The sequence below is a fragment of the Janthinobacterium sp. SUN073 genome (assembly GCF_030397665.1).
GTDB lineage: Bacteria > Pseudomonadota > Gammaproteobacteria > Burkholderiales > Burkholderiaceae_D > Janthinobacterium.
Window position 1 is genome coordinate 418069 of sequence record NZ_JAPUBT010000003.1, and the last position, 17899, is coordinate 435967.

The 17899-nt window shown below is 57.6% G+C and carries 19 protein-coding genes and 1 pseudogene; 1 reads left to right on the forward strand and 19 read right to left on the reverse strand.

Going from position 1 to position 17899, the window contains the following annotated elements; all coding sequences use genetic code 11:
• Window position 1: 1 nt before the first annotated feature.
• Genes O0882_RS12365 through O0882_RS12375 form a run of 3 tightly spaced genes read right to left on the reverse strand, consistent with a single transcriptional unit; the run spans window position 2 to window position 3489 of the window.
• Window positions 2-1201 carry a carboxymuconolactone decarboxylase family protein gene (locus tag O0882_RS12365; protein WP_289948285.1) on the reverse strand — a complete coding sequence of 400 codons (1200 nt, stop codon included), beginning with the start codon at window positions 1199-1201 and terminating at the stop codon, window positions 2-4.
• Window positions 1198-2628: an MFS transporter gene (locus O0882_RS12370; protein ID WP_289948288.1), complete on the reverse strand. Its 1431-nt coding sequence runs from the start codon at window positions 2626-2628 to the stop codon at window positions 1198-1200. The genes O0882_RS12365 and O0882_RS12370 overlap by 4 nt, the downstream gene beginning before the upstream one ends.
• A 9-nt stretch (window positions 2629-2637) precedes the next feature.
• The gene (locus O0882_RS12375; protein ID WP_289948289.1) at window positions 2638-3489 is read right to left on the reverse strand and encodes an aldo/keto reductase; all 852 of its coding nucleotides are present in this window, start codon (window positions 3487-3489) and stop codon (window positions 2638-2640) included.
• Window positions 3490-3611: 122 nt separating this feature from the next.
• On the opposite strand from O0882_RS12375, the gene O0882_RS12380 reads away from it, so the two are divergent.
• Complete coding sequence (locus O0882_RS12380) at window positions 3612-4580, forward strand: LysR family transcriptional regulator (RefSeq protein ID WP_289948291.1); 969 nt, start codon at window positions 3612-3614, stop codon at window positions 4578-4580.
• A gap of 153 nt (window positions 4581-4733) precedes the next feature.
• Here O0882_RS12380 and guaA read toward each other — a convergent pair whose 3' ends face one another.
• From guaA to O0882_RS12460, 16 genes and pseudogenes are all read right to left on the reverse strand, one after another.
• The gene (guaA, locus tag O0882_RS12385) at window positions 4734-6344 is read right to left on the reverse strand and encodes a glutamine-hydrolyzing GMP synthase (protein WP_289948293.1); all 1611 of its coding nucleotides are present in this window, start codon (window positions 6342-6344) and stop codon (window positions 4734-4736) included.
• Window positions 6345-6410: 66 nt separating this feature from the next.
• Window positions 6411-7871 (reverse strand): IMP dehydrogenase, encoded by a 1461-nt coding sequence (gene guaB / locus O0882_RS12390; RefSeq protein ID WP_099764098.1) that lies wholly within the window; start codon window positions 7869-7871, stop codon window positions 6411-6413.
• Window positions 7872-8182: 311 nt separating this feature from the next.
• A pseudogene (locus O0882_RS12395) lies at window positions 8183-8568 on the reverse strand (transposase); the annotation flags it as partial.
• Between the two features lie 32 nt (window positions 8569-8600).
• The gene (locus O0882_RS12400; RefSeq protein WP_289948300.1) at window positions 8601-9470 is read right to left on the reverse strand and encodes a transposase; all 870 of its coding nucleotides are present in this window, start codon (window positions 9468-9470) and stop codon (window positions 8601-8603) included.
• Window positions 9437-9856, reverse strand: coding sequence for a hypothetical protein (locus tag O0882_RS12405; protein WP_289948302.1), 420 nt, complete (start codon window positions 9854-9856; stop codon window positions 9437-9439). Before O0882_RS12405 ends, O0882_RS12400 begins: the two co-directional genes overlap by 34 nt.
• 264 nt (window positions 9857-10120) lie before the next feature.
• The gene (locus O0882_RS12410; RefSeq protein ID WP_289948304.1) at window positions 10121-10429 is read right to left on the reverse strand and encodes a hypothetical protein; all 309 of its coding nucleotides are present in this window, start codon (window positions 10427-10429) and stop codon (window positions 10121-10123) included.
• 538 nt (window positions 10430-10967) lie between these two features.
• Complete coding sequence (locus tag O0882_RS12415; protein WP_289948305.1) at window positions 10968-11354, reverse strand: SMI1/KNR4 family protein; 387 nt, start codon at window positions 11352-11354, stop codon at window positions 10968-10970.
• A gap of 79 nt (window positions 11355-11433) precedes the next feature.
• Window positions 11434-11706: a hypothetical protein gene (locus O0882_RS12420; RefSeq protein ID WP_289948307.1), complete on the reverse strand. Its 273-nt coding sequence runs from the start codon at window positions 11704-11706 to the stop codon at window positions 11434-11436.
• A 466-nt stretch (window positions 11707-12172) separates the two neighbouring features.
• Window positions 12173-12409, reverse strand: coding sequence for a hypothetical protein (locus O0882_RS12425; protein ID WP_289948309.1), 237 nt, complete (start codon window positions 12407-12409; stop codon window positions 12173-12175).
• 273 nt (window positions 12410-12682) lie between these two features.
• Window positions 12683-13471: a DNA adenine methylase gene (locus O0882_RS12430; protein ID WP_289948310.1), complete on the reverse strand. Its 789-nt coding sequence runs from the start codon at window positions 13469-13471 to the stop codon at window positions 12683-12685.
• 102 nt (window positions 13472-13573) lie between these two features.
• Window positions 13574-13840 carry a hypothetical protein gene (locus tag O0882_RS12435; protein WP_289948313.1) on the reverse strand — a complete coding sequence of 89 codons (267 nt, stop codon included), beginning with the start codon at window positions 13838-13840 and terminating at the stop codon, window positions 13574-13576.
• A complete protein-coding gene (locus tag O0882_RS12440; protein WP_289948316.1) occupies window positions 13837-14232 on the reverse strand; it encodes a hypothetical protein in 396 nt (131 codons plus the stop codon). The genes O0882_RS12435 and O0882_RS12440 overlap by 4 nt, the downstream gene beginning before the upstream one ends.
• The gene (locus O0882_RS12445) at window positions 14229-14693 is read right to left on the reverse strand and encodes a D-Ala-D-Ala carboxypeptidase family metallohydrolase (RefSeq protein WP_289948319.1); all 465 of its coding nucleotides are present in this window, start codon (window positions 14691-14693) and stop codon (window positions 14229-14231) included. The genes O0882_RS12440 and O0882_RS12445 overlap by 4 nt, the downstream gene beginning before the upstream one ends.
• A complete protein-coding gene (locus O0882_RS12450) occupies window positions 14690-15019 on the reverse strand; it encodes a hypothetical protein (protein WP_227742029.1) in 330 nt (109 codons plus the stop codon). The genes O0882_RS12445 and O0882_RS12450 overlap by 4 nt, the downstream gene beginning before the upstream one ends.
• Window positions 15020-15185: 166 nt before the next feature.
• On the reverse strand, window positions 15186-17069 hold the full coding sequence (locus tag O0882_RS12455) for a hypothetical protein (RefSeq protein WP_289948321.1): 1884 nt from the start codon (window positions 17067-17069) through the stop codon (window positions 15186-15188).
• Entirely contained in the window at window positions 17069-17899 is an 831-nt protein-coding gene (locus O0882_RS12460; RefSeq protein WP_289948322.1) for a hypothetical protein, read from the reverse strand. Before O0882_RS12460 ends, O0882_RS12455 begins: the two co-directional genes overlap by 1 nt.

Here is a 17899-nt window from a genome sequence, read left to right on the forward strand (position 1 = left end):
CTCAACCTTTCGACGTTGCGGCGAGGACCTGCGTGAGCGCATCGTTCACGCGACTGGCGGCGTCTTCGATGCCATGACTGGAAAAGCTTTGTGCCATTTGCCGCAACTGCGCGGCACTCAAGCCCACTCGCATGCTGGCTCGTACGTGTGAGCGCAACTGCGCCTCAACCCCAGGCATGGTGGCCAGTGCTCCAAGCGTCGCCAGTTCGCGGCTTTGCCAGTCAAGGTTATCGCGCTCGAAAATGTCACCGAACAAATGGGACTGAAGGAACTGGTTGATGACGGGTGCGAAGTCGAACACGGGGCCCTGTACCGGACCGCCGGAGATCACCGTCTGATTCGCCTTGCCAATTGCCACCAGCTCACTTCCCGCCGCGACGGCCCTACTCGGTTCGCGGCCTGGCGCGTCATGCACGCCAAGTTGTTTGCGTGCTTCGACAACTTTCAGGAGTTCCCCCAGTGCGTTCAAGCTTCTCGGAAAGCCGGTGTAGGCATAGAGCTGCACTAGAATTTCCTTCGCCTCGCTCACGCTCATGCCACTATCGAGCCCTTGGTTCAAGGCGGCATTTAGTTTTGGCAGATCGCTGCTGGCCATGAAGGACGCCATCAGCGGAATGGTCAACTGCCGGGCCGACAGGGTATCGGACTTGGCACTCCGGTCAACGCCACTGATAGGCGCCGCAGATGGAACAGCCAGCGCAAGACCTGTTCCGGCCAGGGCAGCCTGATATTCCTGGTCGGTGACCTTGTCGTTCCAGGTCACCGCGTTGCCGTCTACCTTTTCGGCGATGGCGACGTGCGTCATCGGGCCTGAGGGACCAGCGCCATGCCAGTGGCGCACGTTGGGGGGTATGGTGACTACATCGCCGGGACGGATCACTTGTGCGGACTGTCCTTCCTGTTGCACCAGGCCGAGGCCGGCCATAACAATCAATGTCTGGCCAAGTGGATGGGTGTGCCACGCCGTGCGAGCCTGCGCCTCGAAGGTCACTGTGGCGCCACCAGCACGCCCAGGTGGAAGCGCCTGGAACGGCGTGCTTATTCGGACAGCGCCAGTAAAGGCTGCTGCCGATCCGGTAGTTGCTGGCAGGGTCGCAGCTGATCGTACTGCAACAGTTTGCGGAACGACTTGCGGCTGCGAGCCCTGCGCACTTGTGATGGCCGCTACACCACCCAGCGCCATACAGATCATCGATTTCACGATATTGCCTCCAGTTGCTTTGGTTTCACTTTGTGACGCGGTAGTACGATAAAAATCCACGACACAATCAGCGCCAGGGCAAGCAGCAGGCCGGCGGCGTCCATGACCGCTGAAATCCGATGGGCCAGCGCCTGGCTGTCATGAGCGCCGGTAGGTGCTGCGCCGGCAAAGACCAGTACCAGCAAGCCGAGTCCCAATGCCCCGCCAAGCTGATGGGCAACGTTAACCAAGCCCGATGCAGCCCCGGCGTCGTCGCGAGTGACACCAGCCACTCCGGCGGCAGTCAAGGGGCCCAGTAGCAAACCTTGGCCCAGTCCGATTAATAGCATCGGCGGCACAACACTCGTCCAATAGCTCGCTCCGGCATCGGCCTGCCCTAACCAGAGCAATCCGGCAACGCCCAGCGACAAGCCTGCCAGGATGAGTGAGCCGTTGCCAACGCGCCGCGCTAGCCTGGGTACGGCCATCGCCGAGGCGAAGTTGGGCAGCGTTACCGGCAGAAAGGCGAGGCCCGCCTGCAAGGGCCGCATATGCAGCACACCCTGCAGGAACTGCGTGGAGAAGAACCAGAAGCCCACGGCGCCGCCGAGGAAAAGCATGCGCGCCAGATAGGCACCCGCACGTTCGCGGCTTGCCAGCAAGCGCAACGGCAGGATGGGCTGACTGATGCGGCGCTCGATCAGGACAAATACTGCCGTCAAGACGACGCCACTTAAGAGCGCCGACTGCGCCAAGGTGTCATGCCAACCAGCCTCGGCGGCACGCACGAGTCCATAAACCAGTGCCGCCATCCCCAAGGTCGAGCAAATTGCACCGCCCACGTCGAAGCGGCCAGGGCGCTTTGGCGTCTCGACGATGTGCCGTCTGGCGACAACGATCAGCGACAGGCCGATGGGGAGATTGATGAAGAAGCCGGCGCGCCACGAAACCAGATCGGCAAACAGGCCTCCCAGTACCAGGCCCAGCGTTGCTCCGACGCCTGCCGCTGCAGCGTACATCGACAGTGCACGATTGCGCTCGGGTCCTTCAGCAAAGTGGGTAGACAACAAAGCCAGCGTGGACGGTGCCAGCACCGCGGCCCCAACGCCCTGGATTGCGCGGGCTGTGAGCAGCCAGACAGCCGACTGCGCTATACCAATCGCCATCGACGCCATCGTAAACAAGGATAGGCCCGCAATGAACATGCGACGCCGCCCCAGGATATCGCCGGCACGCGCGCCAAGCAATAGCAACCCACCAAACGTCAGCGTATAAGCATTGGTTACCCATGAGAGTTGAGCGGCACTAAAACCGAGGCTGGCCTGAATGCGCGGCAGGCCAGTGATGACGATGGAAATGTCCACCACAATCATCAGATAGCTGGCTACGATGATTGCCAACACTGTGTTGGCGTTTTGCGCCTGTGAATCGGGCATAGCGTTACTCATGGCCAGCGCTCAGATGTCGAGCTTGCGCTCGGACATCCACTTGACAATGGCCGGATCACGGTGCGAAAAGAAGCTGCTCGTGTTGGTGTCGAGCGCCTGGATGCGGTCCATATCGGTCTGCTCCAACGCGAAGTCAAAGATCGCGATGTTCTCGGCCATGCGCTCCTTGCGCACCGACTTCGCCAACGACACTATGCCACGCTGCATCAGCCATCGCAGCACCACCTGGCCAACCGTTTTACCGTGATGCGAGGCGATGGCCAGCAATGCTTCGTTCTGGAACAGGCCATTGCGTCCTTCCGCGAACGGCGCCCAGGCTTCGGCCTGTACGCCAATCCCCTTCATGAAAGCGGCACTCTCCAGCTGCTGCTGGAAAGGGTTGACCTCGACCTGGTTGACTGCGGGCGCAATCTCATTGAACGCCACGATGTCCATCAAGCGGTCCGGGTGGAAATTGCTGACGCCGATTGCGCGAACCTTCCCGGCACGGTAGGCGTCTTCCATCGCACGCCAAGAACCATGCACGTCGCCAAAGGGTTGATGAATCAGATAGAGGTCCAGATAGTCGAGCTGCAAGCGACGCAGCGACTTCTCGATGGCCTGCTGCGTGCGTTCGTAGCCCGTCTCTTGGACCCAGAGCTTGCTCGTTACGAAGAGCTCTTCGCGCGGAACGCCGCTTGCACGAAGTCCCTTACCGACCGCCTCTTCATTCATATAGGAGGCAGCGGTGTCGATGAGCCTGTAGCCCGTTTCTATGGCGTCGACGACGCTCCGCTGACATTCATTGGCGTCTGCAATCTGGAAAACGCCGTAACCAACGACAGGCATTTGAATTTTGTTGTTCAGGGTGACGTAGTTCATGGGCCGATCCTTTCGATGTTTGTCGGGATTCACTTTAGACAAAGTACTGACATCTGAATAGTGACAAATTGGTTGATTTATCCGCATCAAATTGATGATAATCATCAAAGGAGGCACTACCTATGGCTATCAATGAACTGCGGTCCATCACGACCTTCATCAAGGCAGCAGAATTGGGCAGCCTGCGCAAGGCGGCGCAGGACCTCGGAATCAGCCCGCAGGCAGCAAGCAAGGCACTCGCTCAACTGGAGTCTCACCTGGACGCCCGGCTATTCCACCGCACCACGCGTGTAATGTCCTTGACCGATGCTGGGCAGCGATTGCTTGAAGATGTGCAGCCGGCCGTACTCAGTATGCAGCGTGCACTGTTGAACGCCCGCACGGCAAAGGACGAGTTCGCCGGTCCTTTGCGAATTGCGGGGCCTCGGACCACGTTCCAGCCGCTTCTCTGGCGGCTGGTTGAGGAATTCTGTGAAATTCATCCGGGCATTCAGCCGGATGTCCTGCTCGAAGATCGTGTGGGCAACTGGGTAGAAGACCGCGTCGATGTTGGGTTCCGCTTGGGGGCATCGCCCCATGAAGGCGTTATCGCTCGGCGGCTGTTTCCGCTGCAGATGGTCATTTGTGGCGCGCCAAGCTACTTCGCGCAGCACGGGGCGCCACAAACGCTGGCTGCGCTGGCACAGCATCGCTGCAGCGCGTTCCGGCATCCGGGGACCGGTAAAGTCGTACCGTGGCATGTAAAGCTCGGTGAGCAGACAGTAGATCAGCCGGTCGTACCGGCGATCTGCAGCAACGACGAGTTGTTCGAACTCCAGGCTGTACTTGCGGGCAAGGCACTTGGGCAACTCGCGGGAGTCACGGCGGCACCATACATCCGCACAGGACAACTGATTCCAATCCTACTCGATCACATGCCTGACTTCGCTAGCTATTTCGTCTATTTTGGCAGCAAGACCTCGCAGCCAGCACGCGCCCGGGCATTCATTGACCTGGCGGTTCAACGCCTCGCTAATAATTCGGATTACGTGCTTAGCACAGAGGAATTAGTGCTCAGCTCAAGCGCGGGCAAAACAAAATCTAAGGTTTAGATACCATGTCGTAACTGCAGACCATGGCATGGAATCGCTAAATCCTTCCTGCTCGTGCAGGTCCCATGCCATGAAAAATGCCATTGACGATGCAGTAAAGCTCATCAATGGCATCAATTTAACCCAATAGAATCAATGAGTTAGAATGCAACCTCACTCCCACTCGATGGTCGCCGGCGGTTTGCCCGAGATATCGTAGACGACGCGGTTGATGCCGCGTACTTCATTGATGATGCGGTTCGATACCTTGCCCAGCAGGCTGTGCGGCAGGTGCGCCCAGTGGGCCGTCATGAAGTCCTGCGTCTGCACGGCGCGCAGGGCCACCACGTATTCATAGGTGCGGCCATCGCCCATCACGCCCACCGATTTGACGGGCAGGAAGACGGCGAATGCCTGGCTGGTCGCTTCGTACCAGTTGGTCGGCACGCTGTCCTGATCGAAGCCAGGAACCACTACCGGCTCGTACGGCGTGTTGCGCAGTTCTTCGATGAAGATGGCGTCGGCGCGGCGCAGCAGGTCGGCATAGTCTTTCTTGACTTCACCGAGGATGCGCACGCCCAGGCCCGGGCCCGGGAACGGGTGGCGGTAGACCATGTCATGCGGCAAGCCCAGGGCCACGCCCAGTTTGCGCACTTCGTCCTTGAACAGTTCGCGCAAGGGTTCGAGCAACTTGAGCTTCATGGTGTCCGGCAAGCCGCCAACGTTGTGGTGGCTCTTGATGGTCTGACCTTTCTTGCCTTTGCCGGCCGATTCGATGACGTCCGGGTAAATCGTGCCTTGCGCCAGCCATTTGGCGTTGACCAGCTTGCCCGATTCGACCTGGAACACTTCGACAAATTCGCGGCCGATGATCTTGCGCTTTTGCTCGGGGTCGGTGACGCCGGCCAGGTGGCCCATGAACTGCTCTTCCGCATCGACGCGGATGACTTTCACGCCCAGGTTCTTGGCGAACATGTCCATCACCATCTTGCCTTCATCCAGGCGCAGCAGGCCGTGGTCGACGAAGACGCAAGTCAGCTGGTCGCCGATGGCGCGGTGGATCAGGGCCGCGGCCACGGACGAATCGACGCCGCCGGACAGGCCCAGGATGACGTCGTCGGTACCGACTTGCGCGCGGATTTTTTCCACCGCTTCGCTGATGTAGTCAGGCATGTTCCAGTCCGACTTGCAACCGCAGATTTCATGCACGAAGCGGCCGATCATGACCTTGCCCTGCACCGTGTGCGTCACTTCCGGGTGGAATTGCACACCGTAGAACTGGCGCTCTTCGTCGGCCATGGCGGCGATCGGGCAGCTTGGGGTGTTGCCCATCAGCTTGAAACCTGGCGGCATTTCCAGCACTTTGTCGCCGTGGCTCATCCACACTTTCAGCATGCCGTGGCCTTCGTCGGTGACGAAGTCGGCAATACCGTTGAGCAACTTGGTGTGGCTGCGGGCGCGCACTTCGGCGTAGCCGAATTCGCGTACCAGGCCGTTTTCCACCTTGCCGCCCAGCTGGGCCGCCATGGTTTGCATGCCGTAGCAGATGCCCAGCACGGGTACGCCCAGCTCGAACACGGCTTGCGGCGCGCGCGGCGAATCGCCGTCCAGCGTGGAATTGTGGCTGCCCGACAGGATCACGCCGGCGGCGCCATAGTTGCGCACGAATTCATCGCTGACGTCATACGGGAAGACTTCGGAAAACACGCCGGAATCGCGCACGCGGCGGGCGATCAACTGGGTGACTTGGGAACCGAAATCGAGAATGAGGATTTTAGAATGCATGATGGGGACTTTATCTGAGGTCATTACAAAACCGGCGCACTAGGCGCCGGTCTGGTCTGTCGCTAATTACTCTGAACGGTAGTTAGGCGCTTCTTTCGTGATTTGCACATCATGGACATGCGACTCGCGCATGCCGGCCGAGGTGATTTCCACGAATTCCGCTTTTTCACGCAGTTCGTCGATGGTGGCGCAACCGCAGTAACCCATCGATTGACGCACGCCGCCCACCAACTGGAAGATGATCGCCAGCACGCTGCCTTTGTAGGCCACGCGGCCTTCGATACCTTCAGGCACGAACTTGTCGGCCTTCATGGTGGCGTCCTGGAAGTAACGATCTGCGGAACCATCGGACATCGCGCCCAGCGAACCCATGCCGCGGTACGATTTGTAGCTGCGGCCCTGGTACAGGATCACTTCGCCTGGCGCTTCTTCCGTACCGGCAAACATGGAACCCATCATCACGGTCGAGGCACCAGCGGCCAGCGCTTTCGAGATATCGCCCGAGAAGCGGATACCGCCGTCGGCGATACATGGCACGCCCGTGCCTTCGAGTGCTTCGGCGACGTTCGAGATGGCCGTGATTTGCGGCACGCCCACACCGGCGACGATACGCGTGGTGCAGATCGAGCCAGGACCGATGCCGACCTTGACCGCATCGGCACCGTATTCCACCAGCGCCCTGGCGGCGGCGGCGGTAGCGATGTTGCCACCAATCACTTCCACTTGCGGATACTTGGTCTTGATCCAGCGTACGCGGTCCAGGATGCCTTGCGAGTGGCCGTGGGCCGTGTCGACCACCAGCACGTCGACGCCAGCGGCGACCAGCAGGTCGATGCGCTCTTCATCCTTGGCACCGACGCCGACGGCAGCGCCGACCAGCAACTTGCCCTGGCTGTCTTTCGACGCGAACGGGTGGGAAGTCGACTTCTGGATATCCTTGACGGTGATCAGGCCGCGCAGCTCAAACGCGTCATTGACCACCAGCACGCGCTCGAGGCGGTGCTTGTTCATCAGGCGCTTGGCTTCGGCCGTGTCAGCATCTTCATTGACGACGACGAGTTTTTCGCGCGGGGTCATCTTGGCGGAGGCTTCCGCGTCGAGTTCCTTTTCAAAACGCAAATCGCGGTTGGTAATGATACCGACCACTTCCTTGCCCTTGACGACAGGGAAACCGCTGATGCCGTATTGTTCCGTCAGCGCGATCACGTCGCGGATTTTCATGTCCGGCGGAATCGTGATCGGATCGCGCAGCACGCCAGCTTCGAAACGTTTTACACGGGCCACTTCACGTGCCTGGTCCTTCGGATTCAAATTCTTGTGGATGATACCGATGCCGCCTTCCTGGGCCATCGCGATCGCCAGACGGGCTTCCGTCACCGTATCCATGGCTGCGGACAGCAAGGGAATATTCAGGGTGATATTGCGGGTCAGGCGAGTTTTGAGGGACGTATCGGCGGGCAGAACGTTGGAGTAGGCTGGGACGAGCAGCACGTCATCGAATGTGAGTGCTTTTTGAAGTAGACGCATAGCATTTCCTATTGGCGCAAAAGCAGATTATACAGAAATTCTTGACTCTTGTCTTAAACATTCGCAAACCTCTGTAGACATAGCGGGAATGCCATTTTTACTTCTCTCTGAATGTCTGGGAAAGTCTGGAAACGTCCACGTTTTCGCCCAAATTTCGCCCCTGTTTTGACGGCTTCTTCGCCTGTTTCTGAGGCTGCACAATACACGGCCGGTAAGCACCCAACATAATAGAAGGCTCTGCCCTCTGTAAGCATAACCCATAAAGGAAGGATCGCAATGAGGCATGTGCTGGGCGCCCTCCTCAACATGCGTGAGTCATGTACCTGCGCCCCCGATATGCTCGCCATCTGAGGCAGTCCGCGCTGATCGACGAGCAGATGCTGCTTACAGCCGAGCTTGCCGCGGTCGGTGGGATTGAGGCCGGTATGCTGTCCGCCGAGGGGGGGGATGGCACGCTGCCCGAGTCGATACTGGCGCGTTCACATTGAATCTGACCGCACTCTCGCAAGTGGTGCAGCATGGCTTCATGGATGCGTTGCCACACACCGGCCTGTTGCCAGCCATGCAGACGTCGCCAGCAACTCATGCTGCTGCCACAACCTAGTTCACGGGATAGATAATCCCAGAACAAACCGACCTTGAGGACGAACAGGATGCCGGCCAAGCCGGCGCGGTCGTCAATGCGAGGGGGTCCACCCCAATCCACCCAAGTTAAGCAACAGGCTGCCATCAAGCAGCCTTGTAGGCCATGTATTTATGGGGCTTGTAGGCGTTGGTTTGCCGTGACCTTGATTGTCCTGGGCAATGTAGAAACGTTCGCTTGCCGATCAGAGCCAGCGCGTCGGCAAGCAAGTGGGCTGCCGCCAGCCCAAGCAGCAACGATGGCAAGAGCGGCTTGAGTACCGAATGGACATAGGCGCGGTTGATGCGTCTGTCCGTCGGCAATGCATGTTGCTGGCCGGCGGCACAGCTCGCCAACGCCTGCAGGTTATCGCATAGTACCTTGGCAGCCAGATCCTGCATCAGTGCCTGCTGTGACAGTCCCGTCACGTGCTCCAGATGGAGGCGGTGTTTGAGGCGCTTGAAGGCTTCCTCAATGCGCCAGCGTTGGTGGTAGAGGTCTCCGAACAATGCGGCAGGGAATTGTTCAACGTCCAGTGAATTGGTCATCAGAACACGCACCTTGCCGGTCGAGGCAACATGGCGTATCAGGCGCACGGTCTGCGGCGCAATGGGACATTCATAGTCAAGCGCATCGCGTCGATCCGGCGCCCGCAGCATGACGATCTGCTCCTGCAGCCCCGACTTCAGAAACTGATTAACGCAGGGAAAGCCGCCACCGCGCGCTTGCTCAACACGCATGCAGAAGGCAATGCGGCGCTGGTTCAATACGGCAGGCATCCAATAGCATGGGTAGCCTCGGTCGAGCAACAGCAGATCATCCTTGCCAAGCCGGTCGAGCTGTTCGAACAGCATCTGGCGTTCACCGACGTCGGTGCTGTATAGCGAGGCCGAGAGCATCAATTCGGCACCGGGCAGAAACAAGCAAAACACCAGCTGATCGGCTACGGCGGCACGTTTGACATGGCTGGCGCGCAAGCTAAAGCGAACGGTCGAGGCGTCAGCGGCGACCAGCCTGAAACCGTGCCAGCGCGGCAGGTAGCCATGCTGCTGTGCTTGAGCAATGAGCCAGTCGTAAGCTCTGGCATGGCCGTGGTAGCAAGTTTCGAGCGTGCCTGAGCGAAAGCCTGGGCACTTACCTGGTGCGTCAGTTGCGCCTGCTGTTGCAGATGGCCAAAGAATTCATCAAGTTCGGTTTGCACGCTCTTGCGCATGCCGGTGAGCATGAGCGCCACAAACGAAGGTAGCGGCAGTTTGCGGCGCCGTTGAAACGCTGTCGGATGATCAGGATGGCGGGCGGTAAGACGGAACTGGTCGGATTGAAGATGATCGGAGAAATCGGACAGCAAGGAAGCGAGCGACATGAAAGGCCAATGAAGATCAAAAGACCTTCATTGGCCGCCGCCTTGCCACTGTCGAAAAAAGAGAGGTCAGCAAGGCGGCGGCCGCGCAAAGCCAGTGCCACGTCAAGCACTATTTCATTGATTTGCAAGCAATTGCGCGGGCTTGCGCCTTAACTTGGGTGGATTGGGGCCAGCACCCAGCAGGCGCGCTGCGGCGCGCACCGTCAAAAATTAACTTCTTTGAATTATGGTGCGCTCTAGCCAATTCAAAAATGCAAAAATTCTTCAACGGTTAGAGAGGCAGAATAATATTATCTCACCAACAAATTTAGGTGTCACTTCTTGCTCATGAGTATATTCATTTAAATTGTAAAAACCAGTCTTGATATAACAACTTCTAATTACTTCCAACTTTGGAAATACACTGCCTTCTGTAATAAAATCAAGTCGGTATATCACAAGAAAATCTTTGGCTGGCGAAACAATATGTAACGCTTTTGCAAAATTTTTATCATGCGGGTCTTTTCCAATATACCAATAAAATTCTTGTTTGTTAACTACAATCTTTCGCTTGCGTTTTTTTGAGATTGCCAATTTTATCACCACATTGCATAAATTTTCTTGTGCTTGTTTGATTCAGTTGCATCATTCCACATCCTGGATTATGAACTACTTTTTCTTGCTTGTTATGAAAAAGGTAGGCAGTGAGGGAGAGGCGATGACATGCACGACTCAATGGAATTCTGTTCCATTTCGGCTTGATGAGTGTTTGATGCTAATCATGTGATTGGCTCCCGAAAACGATGTTAGGTGAATTTGACCAGCATCGTGGCCGTTTGTTTCGCTGAAATTGGTTTTGTTAAGCGCTCTTAACCAAGCGGAACATCGCCGAAAGGAGGTCAATTTTCTTTTGTTTCTTAGGTGGGCTCTGTTCCGTGACGCTAACGTAAGTGGATGCTCTATTTTGCATAAATTATTCAAAAAAGGTATTGTTTTCAAACATCACAACGAGAATTTTTTATCTAAATATCAAACAATTAAGTGAAGTTAGCGTGCCCCAACAAAAAAACGCCTTGACATCATGAATGAGGCCAGTTCATAAAAAGTGCCGCTTTTTGCCGGAAGTCTTCAACTAATCTTGTCGAGAGATCGTCTCATACAAGTTAATGACGTAATCCCAGATTTCGGTAACTGAATCTCTCGATTCCTGTATCATGTCGCCATCGGCAGGGTTCCAGAGGATTGCTTTCCCAGTCGCCCAGTCAAAACCTATCAGACTGCCACATCCATTATCGCCAACAAGGACAAGCGAGGGAAATTGCTTAGGAAACCAAGCTTCTTCTTTCAGTCGATTCATACTCACAATTCCACTGTCGGCATCTGCTCGATACAAGAGTTGGCAATCTGTCGGGCCTTTATATCCATTGGACAAGCCGTACATTGAGCGAACGTCATCCGGTAGCCGCGAGCCAATTGCCACCTCTAATTCGATGATGCTCTCCGTCGTTATACCAGTCATGTTAGCCTTTGCTTGTTGGATTTTACAGGTCTGCTATTGGCTGCTTAAAGCCACGGCCTGTTGCTTAGTCTTTGCGCACCTAACTCTTTTTGCCGCTGGCGATAATCTCGCCGTGAGGGTTGAACTTTTTCCATCGGGCACTAGTCCCGAATGGAGAATAGGGGCTAATAGGATACCACACATGATATTTCGTTACGGCATCGCCATCAGGCGTGCGTTCCTCATAGGAATAGTCGTCGCCCTGCCCTTTGCTCTGCTTCCAGTTCTCTTCAACGCAAAAGAGTGAATTGCCGACTCCCACAGGTAAATATGCGAAGTTCGCCAGGTCAACCAAAACGTTTTCCATCGTCATTATTTCTCTTCTCGGCCTGCACCGCGGTCGTGCGCCGCGCCAGCTTGATGACAAGGACAAGGATACAGATCGGATTACGAACTAAATCAATTACGAGGCCGCCGTAGCCGAAAATACCCTGCAGCCCAAGCGATTCAGATATGGGTAAGGTTACCTACGCCTTACCACTTCAAATAAACGTGCCATAATTAAAAATCCTGTTCATCAATCGCCAAGCAGGGATTTTTACAGGTAATAGCTTACTTCTCCAGAGAAGGAGCTGCGGTTAGATGCCTGGTGAGAGTCCCTCCCGAGGCCTTAAGTCCGTCAGCGTCCAGGCGCTCCATCGCTGGTTCAAAAAGCGGCGTGCAAGAGTTGACTGAGCTGCAGCCGCCCGTCCTGATGCCGCTTTGCTCTTGCACGCTGGCATCACTCCGTCTGGGATAAGGACTATTACGCTCTCAGTTGACTTGTGCAATAAAGCCATTCAACACCCTGTAAAATCAATAAAATCAGTGAAACTCATTTGAATGTCCGGATATTCAGCATCTTTCACATAGTACTGTATTAAAATTTCCTGAATGTGAAAATAATATGATAAATATACCAAGTTCAGTCTAATTTCATTCCTTTCTCTGCTTTGACAATTATGCGCAACGGCTTTTTTTATTCTGCCACCACCGGAAATAGACTCCTGCAAAGCCAGCAAGGTATTCTTTCTCACGCCTCCCCCTTTTTATAACAAGATTTCTATATTAATGCCCCTGGGAGGCAGCGTGCTGCGGTCACGCAGCTGTGTCTATGATACAAGGGAACTGATGATTTACTCGTTTTTTCAGTCGAGTGTGGCGCATAGCATTTGATTCATACGGTTAAAGATTTCCATAAAGTTAATTAACTATCCAGTTCCGCCACATTCTTCACGCCGCGTGGACAGTCTCGCGCCAGCGCCAGAACGATCTCGTCGTCATTGGCAACTGGCTACAGTCACGGAAATTCAAAAAAGACCGGCAGGCTCGGCAGCCTTATCCCAGCTATAAATAATCAACTCCTTCCGCTCCACCGCCCTGCCACCTCCGCCCACGTTGTACTGAATACCAGTCGTGTCCATCTGGAAACGCGCAAAGACGCGGCGGATGTCCGGGTGATCATTTAGGCTCAAGATGGCCTTGCCCTTCAGCCTGGCCATCAGCTCGGCCATCTTCTCGTACTGAGCGAATTCAAACTCTACGCCATAGCCGGCCGTTTCCCAATACGGCGGGTCCAGGTAAAACAGCGTGTGCGGCCGGTCGTAGCGCTCCATGCACTTGTACCAGTCCAGGTTCTCGATGTAGGCGCCGGACAAGCGCAGGTGCGCTGCCGACAAGTTCTCCTCGATGCGCAGCAGGTTAAGCGGCGGAGCGGTGGTGGCCGTGCCCCAGTTCTGCCCGTCGACCTTGCCGCCGAAGGCATGCTGCTGCAGGTAGAAGAAGCGCGCCGCGCGCTGCAGGTCCGTCAGGGTATGCGGCGGCGTGTCCTGCAGCCACTTGAACACCTCACGGCTCGACAGCGCCCATTTGAACTGGCGCACGAATTCTTCCAGGTGATTCTTGACGACGCGGTACAGGTTGATCAATTCGCCGTTCACGTCGTTCAGCACCTCGACTTCGGCCGGCGGCCGCATGAAGTACAGCGCGGCGCCGCCGGCGAAAACCTCGACGTAGCAAGTGTGGGGTGGAAATTGCGGGATGATGCGGTCGGCCAGGCGTCGTTTGCCGCCGATCCAGGGGATGATGGGTAATGCCAAAATGTGTACCTCCTAATGGTAGAGTCGAATTCCTCCCATGAGGCAATCCAAGCCTACTCACCAGGCTCCACCGGCTGATTGCTGCTGTTAGCGCAGCGACAATCAGCGCTCTGCTTTTTCATCTGGCAGAATGCACCCCGCAATTACTGCCTCCAGTTCCACTTCATACTTCCGGCCGCGCGGCCAGTCCCGCGCCAGCGCCAGGACGATCTCGCCATCGGGCGCCGCCGGTGCCAGCTGGTCAAACTCGTAGGCCGGCCGATGCGGCATCGACTTTACACATGGTGTAAAGACGGGAACTTCGATCCGCTGCGGCGCCAGCGGTGCGCTGCCGCAGCCGGCCAGCACCAATGCAAGCATCCATTTCATCGCACGCCCTCCAGCAGCAGCCTGACGGCCGGCATAGCTTCGTCGCAGGTATTGGCGCGCGCGCCCGTGATCTGCGCCAGGGCAGCGTCATACTTCTTGCCCTTGGCAGCGGCGGCCGCCTGCGCCGCCGCACCGCGCTCCTGCGCCGCCAGGGTTGCCTTGGCCATGCCATCGATGGCGCGGTTTTGCTCGCTGATCGAGCTGCGCAGCTGCGCGCTAACGCCTTGTTCCAGCACCAGCGCAGCGCGCGCGACGTCACGGTCGCCGGCGGCCAGCCACCAGCCAGTGCCAGTTGAGCTGGCCACCACAATCAGAACGGCGGCCAGTACGATGGCGGCCGCCTTCCAGATCCCGCTGACGGCGCCGGCCGCCAACGCGCCCAGGGCGCTCACGGCCGCACCTGCAAGATACCAGCGCGCGTGCCGTGGCGGTCGATGGTGATAATGCGGTTGATCGGCTTGGCCACCATCTTCGTGCTGACGTGCACCCAGGTCAGCTCATTGATAATCTGGCCGATGCCGAACTCGTCCAATTTCGGCAGCAGCGCCTGGCATACCTGGTACGGCGTCATGCGCAAGGCCTTGAAATCAGCAGCACAACCGCGCACGTGATCGCTGCCATCGCTGCTGCCGATGCCCCGATTCACTGGAATTGAGCGGTAGCCGCTGATATTGGTCAGCGGCGTATCGATGCAGGTGCTGGCCGTCAAGTAATTGCGGATGCGCTGCAGCAGCTCGGCCGTACGCTGCAGTTCGGCCAGCACGACGGCCGGCGGCGTGTTGTCGACGCCGTGACGCGCGGCCCAGTCGGAGGCGGTCAGTTCCTGCAGGGTAAAATTCTTGGTCAGGTTCACAGGCCACCCCGCACATCCTTGACGACGGCGGCCGCATCGCGCGCCAGCTCGCCGATGTCCTTGTCGCGGCGCTTGTCGAACCAGCGCACCGTGGCGCCCAGCACCCACCAGGCGGGCAAGCCGGCGGCCACCATCAGCGGCGCAGCGATGAACAAGAAGCCCAGCGCCGGGTCGCTGCCGTACAGCACGGCCACGGCGCGCGCGCTGTCGAACAGGCCCGGCATCCAGTTGCGCACGACCACGACCAAGGCCGGGCCCATCAGGGCAGAAAACAGAATGGTGACGAAGAAGCGCACGCCCGCTTCCTTGGCAGTTTTTGGCCACATGAACATGAATCCTAGTGAGGTTGCGGCAGCACCGGCCAGGACCGGGATGCCAAAAATTTTAATCAGTGCTCCGCCGGCGGCGGTCGTTTCGATGGCCATGAATGCCTTTCAGGTGGTGGAAATGAAAAAACCCGCCGAAGCGGGTTTGTGGTGGAGTGCTGCTGTGCTACACGACCTTGACCATCACATAGGCCCGGCCGTCCGGTTCAATCGAGATCACGCGGCCGACCGCGTGCAGGTACTGCTTCATGCTGAGGTCATCCTCGTGCACGGCAATGCCCTTAATGCCGACGCCGTCCTGCACCGGCACGATGTAGTCGCCCGGTTGGGCGCCTTGCACGTTGACCGGCACGCGGCCGGCGATGGCAATGCGGTCGACCTTCTGGCGCTCGACTTCCAGCGCCGCGTCAAAGGTGGCCATGGACTCGGCGTCCTGCTGCACGGCGATGTTGTGGGCGGCCAGCGCGGTAGTGTAGGCGGCCTGCTTTTCTGCCCACTCGTCATCGGTGTCGCCGGGTTCGGTTACCACGTCCTCGAATTCGGGCGGGTTGGTGCCGGGAACTGGCTGTTGCGTGACCACGTCTTCGCGGCGCAGGGGCAGCGTCGGCGCTGGCCCTGCCTGGGGCGATGGGCGCGGCCCTACATCGTTGGCCCAAGAATCGCCACCGACAAACGAGGGGGCGGTCGACTTGATCGAAAACATAACGGCATCGGCCCACTTGTCGGTGATCTGGTTATCCGCAGTGATGCCAATTATTTGGCCGGCGGCGACAACGCTGCAGCGCAGGCTTTTGAAAATGTATTCGGCATAATCGTTACCGCCTGTATTTACAGTACCTGCAAAGTTACCACTGCGGCCTGTAGGTGGATGTACGCCTACATAGAAAACCGACGGAGAAGCTGCCCAACCACCTACACCGCTAGACGCCCGAATCCCAACACACGGCTGTCCAGCGCCCTCCTTGCCAATGTAGATGATTTCCGCGTTCGTGGCAGACGTAGATGGGCACGAAATATTATGAATTAGCTGCGAGGTATTAGAACTGCCTGCTTTCAGCAAGGGCACATACACCTGCCCATTACCTGTAACGGAGAACAGTGTTGGGGTGAAGTTCCCCGAACCCACATCACGAGCCTTCAACGCCAGTTTGTATCCCAGTGCGAATGGGCTGGCATTTTCACCGACGGACACGTAAGCATTGAAGAAGCCTGCGTAAGAAACACCCGAATTACCAGATACGCCAATACGAATGGCTTCTGCTTCTTGTTTAGCCCCCATTGAGTTCGCTTTTGGTGCCCCTACGATATACGACGCAGAAGATGTGGCTCCATCTTGCGCACGCACTTCGACCATGCTGTCAAAGCTCGTACCTAGCAGAGTGGTAGGTGCGTTGCCCATACCACGCGAACGAGGCGAACGATACAACTGCTCACCCGGCCCAGCAGAGCTATCCCATACAGGCGTGCCTGGCACAGAGTCCACAGCAACTGGATTGGTATAGGTAGTGGTCTGCATACCCATCAGTTGGAACGATGCCTGAGCAAAACTGCCTGCCAAAAAGAACAGGTACACCGAGACTCTGCCGTCTAATTCCAAGTAAGCCAAGAATCGTACATTGACCGGGATGAAGCGGCTGGACGACCACTCGACGTTCACACCTTCCGCTGCCGTAGAGACTCGACTGCCAATGAGGATAGTCATGGCTGTCAAATCATAAGCACCCCAACCACCCACCATGGCATCAATACGGAGCGACGAGTACGTGCTGGCAACCGTCGGCTCCAAGGTTGCGATTTTAAACAGGCGCTGACCTTGGCCGCCTTGCGAGAAGTTGTATCCGTACTTGTTTGACGCACCCGCCGAAATAGGCAAGGACGAGACAAGCGGCAAGTTCTTATCAAGCCACGCGGGGTCCATAAAGCCATTCGGCCCGCCAAGCGGCGACCGCCCCACCGCTGGCGCATACGATGCCACCACGGCGCCGCGCCCGGCCAGTTCATTCAGGCGTCGGATCGTGTCTTTCTGACCATAGTAAAAAAAGTCGCCCATTACAGTTCCTCGATTTCAATGTTGGTGGCATATGCCTGGTAATACGGGGTGGTGATGGCAGAATTGCTGGCGATGCGGCCATACAGCTGGTGCGCCTGCTCAAGCTCACCGTCGTCACTCTCTGGATACAGGCTGATCAGCAGCGGGCGCGAAAGGCCATTGCCACGCACGATGCGCCATAGCTCGGCCCGGTCCAGCGGTGTCATATGATCCAGTGCAAGCGACAGCTTGCGGTACAGCGCACCGCGTCCGACTGTTTGCCCGCCGGCGCCGTTGCGATACTGCGTGCTGGTGTCGATCGACGTGACGCCGGCACCGTACGAGGCGTTTTGCTCAGGACTCCAGTAAGGGCCGGTCACCAAGCGCGCCGCCTCGATGTAGCCTGCCGGGTTGTCCGGGTCGGCGAGGTCAATCACCAGCTTCTTGACGCTGCGCATCTGGAGCCAGCAGCGCGCATACGTGCCGCCACCGTAGCTGAAAGCGTTCACGCCAAGCGGCAGCGCACCCCAGTCCCACATGCCCAGCGCAGCGTATTCGCATGCAGGCACGGTGCCGGTATCGAAATCGGGAGCGGCGTCACCTGGCTCGACGTAACCGCGCACGCGGATCGTCGCCATCGGCGTCAGGTTGCAAAATGGCAGCGCCACGCCGCCGATGATCTCGGGCGTGGGCCAGGTGGCCGTGATCGCCAACGCCGTGCCGACGGAACGCAGCACCGCTGACTTGCGTTCGCGCTGCAGGTTGGCCGCGCCCAGCGCACCGGCCTGACTGGATGCGGCGAGCGTCGCGCGGTCGGCGGCATTGTCGTAGATGATGCGGAGATTTGACAT

Excerpts from the sequence above, each read along its gene's own strand:
- O0882_RS12370 (WP_289948288.1), bottom strand. The coding sequence starts at position 2,628 with ATGAGTAACGCTATGCCCGATTCACAGGCGCAAAACGCCAACACAGTG.
- O0882_RS12405 (WP_289948302.1), bottom strand. The coding sequence starts at position 9,856 with ATGTCGCTCGCTTCCTTGCTGTCCGATTTCTCCGATCATCTTCAATCC.
- O0882_RS12455 (WP_289948321.1), bottom strand. The coding sequence starts at position 17,069 with ATGGGCGACTTTTTTTACTATGGTCAGAAAGACACGATCCGACGCCTG.
- O0882_RS12375 (WP_289948289.1), bottom strand. The coding sequence starts at position 3,489 with ATGAACTACGTCACCCTGAACAACAAAATTCAAATGCCTGTCGTTGGT.
- O0882_RS12460 (WP_289948322.1), bottom strand. The coding sequence starts at position 17,899 with ATGTCAAATCTCCGCATCATCTACGACAATGCCGCCGACCGCGCGACG.
- guaB (WP_099764098.1), bottom strand. The coding sequence starts at position 7,871 with ATGCGTCTACTTCAAAAAGCACTCACATTCGATGACGTGCTGCTCGTC.
- O0882_RS12435 (WP_289948313.1), bottom strand. The coding sequence starts at position 13,840 with ATGAAATGGATGCTTGCATTGGTGCTGGCCGGCTGCGGCAGCGCACCG.
- O0882_RS12450 (WP_227742029.1), bottom strand. The coding sequence starts at position 15,019 with ATGTGGCCAAAAACTGCCAAGGAAGCGGGCGTGCGCTTCTTCGTCACC.
- guaA (WP_289948293.1), bottom strand. The coding sequence starts at position 6,344 with ATGCATTCTAAAATCCTCATTCTCGATTTCGGTTCCCAAGTCACCCAG.
- O0882_RS12415 (WP_289948305.1), bottom strand. The coding sequence starts at position 11,354 with ATGACTGGTATAACGACGGAGAGCATCATCGAATTAGAGGTGGCAATT.
- O0882_RS12380 (WP_289948291.1), top strand. The coding sequence starts at position 3,612 with ATGGCTATCAATGAACTGCGGTCCATCACGACCTTCATCAAGGCAGCA.
- O0882_RS12420 (WP_289948307.1), bottom strand. The coding sequence starts at position 11,706 with ATGACGATGGAAAACGTTTTGGTTGACCTGGCGAACTTCGCATATTTA.